Source organism: Niveispirillum sp., assembly GCF_017996735.1.
In the GTDB taxonomy this organism is placed as follows: Bacteria; Pseudomonadota; Alphaproteobacteria; order Azospirillales; family Azospirillaceae; genus Niveispirillum.
Window position 1 is genome coordinate 1 of the sequence record NZ_JAGOGJ010000059.1, and the last position, 1425, is coordinate 1425.

The window sequence follows — 1425 nt, forward strand, 5'->3', positions numbered from 1 at the left end:
GCGCCAATGATATCGCGGGCTATCGCACAGTCATCGGCAGCAGCGGCGCGGACGTGGTGACCTTTACCTCACCCTCCACCATGTCGGTTGAGGCCGTCGAGACCCTGATCGGCTCCAGCGGAACCGATCATGTCTCTACCACCGGTCCGTCCGGGGCCACCATGCTGGTCTCCCTGATCGAAAACCTGAATGGCGGCGCGGGGCTGGACCATATCCTGATGGGCAGCAGTGGCGGAACCATGTCGGTGTCGGCCGTGGAAAGCCTGACCGGTAATCTTGGAACGGATGTCGTAACTCTGGACGCGGCGGGCAACACCATCGCCGTATCAATGGTGGAAAGCGTTGAAGGCGGGGCCGGCAAGGATGTCGTCACCGGCTTTGGCGGCGGAACCTTTGTCGTGAGCCAGCTTGAAACCCTGATCGGCGGGTCTGGCACCAATGTGGTGACCAGCACGGGTACCGGCGGTTCCACCATGCTGGTGGGTGGGATTGCCACTCTTGCCGGCGGGACCGGCATCGACGACATCACCCTCTCCTCTTCCGGCAATACCATCACCATCGGCGGGGTTGAAAACCTGCAGGGCGGAACGGGCACGGATGCGCTGACCGTCGCGACCGGCGGCGCCACCTTCGCCATTTCACTGATCGAAACGCTGACCGGCAGCACCGCCACGGACGCGGTGACCAGCACCGGCACCCTGGGCACCACCCTGTCGGTCACGGCGATCGAAACCCTGATCGGTGATATCGGCACCGATATCGTCACCCTGGCCAGCAGCAGCGGCAACACCATCACCGTGGCCCTGCTGGAAACCCTGGCCGGTGGAGCCGGACAGGATGTGGCGCAGTTCCTGGACGGTCACGACACGACGCTGCTGGCTGTCGGCCTGGAAACGCTGATCGGCGGCACCGGCACCGAGATTGTCGCGCTGACCAGCAGCGGCACCACCACCACCGTATCGCAGATCGAGTATCTGCAGGGTGGGGCGGGAACCGACATCGTCGCCCTGGCGGCGGCTACCACCCTGTCCGTGACCATGGTCGAAACCGTCGCCGGCTCGGCCGGTACGGATGTCATCAACGGCACCGGCACGCTGGGATCGACCCTGTCTGTCAGCGCAGTTGAAACCATCATCGGTGCCGGTGATAAAGATGTCGTGACGCTGACCGGCAATGGCAACACCGTCACGGTCAGCCTGCTCGAAACGATTCTGGGCAGCGGCGGCAAGGATGTGGTTCTGGCCACCAGCAGCAGCGGCAACACCTTCGTAATCGACGCGGTCGAAAGCGTGACCGGCGGCGCGGGCACGGATATTGTCACGGCGTCCGGTACGAACGGCAACACGCTGGCCATCGAAAAGATCGAAACCTTCTTCGGTAGCTCCGGCACCGATGTGGTCACCCTGGCCGATGGCGGCAACACCC

1 protein-coding gene is annotated in these 1425 nt (G+C 63.9%); it reads left to right on the plus strand.

All coding sequences use genetic code 11. The features are described from left to right. Positions 1-1425, plus strand: a 1425-nt coding sequence (locus KBA48_RS18145) for a beta strand repeat-containing protein (protein WP_367273846.1), incomplete at both ends; no start/stop codon positions are given.